The organism is Streptomyces botrytidirepellens (assembly GCF_003721215.1).
GTDB lineage: Bacteria > Actinomycetota > Actinomycetes > Streptomycetales > Streptomycetaceae > Streptomyces > Streptomyces himastatinicus.
Window position 1 is genome coordinate 1 of the sequence record NZ_RIBZ01000010.1, and the last position, 1,920, is coordinate 1,920.

General features: G+C 59.8%; 4 protein-coding genes and 1 pseudogene. All 5 read left to right on the forward strand.

The window, feature by feature from the left end; translation table 11 throughout:
• A partial coding sequence (locus EEJ42_RS52150; RefSeq protein ID WP_246095927.1) for an RHS repeat domain-containing protein occupies positions 1-738 on the forward strand: 738 nt, incomplete at its 5' end.
• 1 nt (position 739) lies between these two features.
• Positions 740-1,102 (forward strand): hypothetical protein, encoded by a 363-nt coding sequence (locus EEJ42_RS50120; protein WP_148081795.1) that lies wholly within the window; start codon positions 740-742, stop codon positions 1,100-1,102.
• Positions 1,103-1,246: 144 nt separating this feature from the next.
• Positions 1,247-1,354: a hypothetical protein gene (locus EEJ42_RS54380; RefSeq protein ID WP_425472827.1), complete on the forward strand. Its 108-nt coding sequence runs from the start codon at positions 1,247-1,249 to the stop codon at positions 1,352-1,354.
• A gap of 12 nt (positions 1,355-1,366) precedes the next feature.
• A complete protein-coding gene (locus EEJ42_RS00250) occupies positions 1,367-1,579 on the forward strand; it encodes a DUF397 domain-containing protein (protein ID WP_123098015.1) in 213 nt (70 codons plus the stop codon).
• 78 nt (positions 1,580-1,657) lie between these two features.
• Positions 1,658-1,920, forward strand: a pseudogene (locus EEJ42_RS00255) (hypothetical protein); the annotation flags it as partial.

The window sequence follows — 1,920 nt, forward strand, 5'->3', positions numbered from 1 at the left end:
GAACGCATCACCGAAGCAACCACCCAACGCGAAATCGACGCCCGATTCTTCGCCATCATCACCGACCTCGTCGGCACCCCCACTGAACTCGTCGACGAATCAGGCACCATCGCCTGGCACACCCGCTCCACCCTCTGGGGCACCACCACCTGGGCCGCCAACAGCACCGCCTACACACCCCTCCGCTTCCCAGGCCAATACTTCGACCCCGAAACCGGCCTCCACTACAATTTCCACCGCTACTACGACCCAGACTCCGCCCGCTACCTCTCCCCCGATCCCTTGGGGCTACTTCCCGCCGACAACCCAGCGATCTACATCCACAATCCTCACACTTGGACAGACCCACTTGGCCTGGCCCCAAAGTGCCTGAACGAACTCGGCAAGCAAGGGAAAGACGCAAACGAAAACTTAATACCCGGATCCGCCGAAGGACAAAAACTAGCCGATCACCTCCGAAGGAAATCCGCCGAATCCCTCTTCAACGAGAACGGATGGCTCACCCCGCAGGCGATCGCGGAATCACGTCGCATCATTCCTGGTGACGATATCCAAAATCCCGGAGCCCGTCATTACATGACGTCAGATGGCAGTAATCTCAGCGACTGGGGCAAATACACAACCAGGACACATCAGTCCCCATACGGGAATTTCCAAGTCCACTACTACTACAACCCCGAGACGGGCAGAATGCTGAATTACGACTATAAAGTCGTCATGGACAGAAGGAAGCAATAAAATGCGCGCCAGATTCGAGTCACCCCGAACTGCAGATGCCAGGCTCCTGCAAGGCGCGGATGCACTCAAAGAAGGCGGGGAATACGTCATTCTCGAGCTTTTCGCACCTCACGGCAAGAGCGCACTATTCCGCGTCGAGCACACTGAAGGAGAAGGGCCCGCTCTTTTCGACAGCAGGCTGTTCACCGTAATTTCCCCCATCTTGCCACCCACGTGGCGCTACGTTCAGTTCGATACAGGATCGTTCGCGTTGCGCCCCGAGCCGTGGAGCCAGCCAGGGTTCTGGGAATCATATTTCGATCACGAGCCTCAAGCGCGTGAGGTTTTCGAAGCAGAGAAGCGAAAGATCCTGGCATCTTCTTAGCGGAGACCCCTGGTCTAGCTCTCAGGGCGCGTACACGAGTATGGGCGGCGCGTTCGCTCTGTACTCGCACCCCGATCCCTTGAACCATGACATCGCGATACCGACCATCTCGACGGTGCTCTGTATCTGGAGGAGGATGCGACCGTGGAAAAGTACTGGAGGGCCTTGGACGGACTGCGGACGGCAGCGCTATCGTCGCGGCAGTCCATGGAGCCGATCTCGTCGATCGTGCGAGACCTTGAGCATGAGTGAAGAGGCACGCGCGTGATACGTCACGGTCTGCCGGAGAGCCGATGGCACAAGTCGTCGTGCAGCTCTGGTGAAGGTCCGACTTGTGTCGAGACACAGTCCACGGACGACGGCTTGATGGCAGTGGGCGATAGCAAAGATCGCAGCCGTGGCGCCATCACCTCCACTCCCGTGGCCTGGGCAACCTTCATCGACGCGGTGAAGTACGAGGGATTCGCCGCACTGTAGTTCCCACTCACGTCTCTCGGCGGCAGCCCTGCGCATACGTGCGCCAGGCCGCGAGACACACACTTCGTATAGGCAACATGGGACGCGCTGGGCCGCCTGACCTCAAAGTCGTGGACCAGGGTGACCGACAACTCGGTTCAGCATCGCGCCTACACCTACCGAGCAGACGGCAACGTCACCGCCGTAAACGACCGTCTGAGCGGCCCGAGCACCTTCGACCTGGACGCGGCAGGCCGCGTGACAACGGTCCGCGCCACTGGCTGGACCGAGACGTACGCCTACGACGAAGCAGGCAACCAAACCCAAGCGACCTGGCCAGCGCCCCACCCCACCGAAGCCAC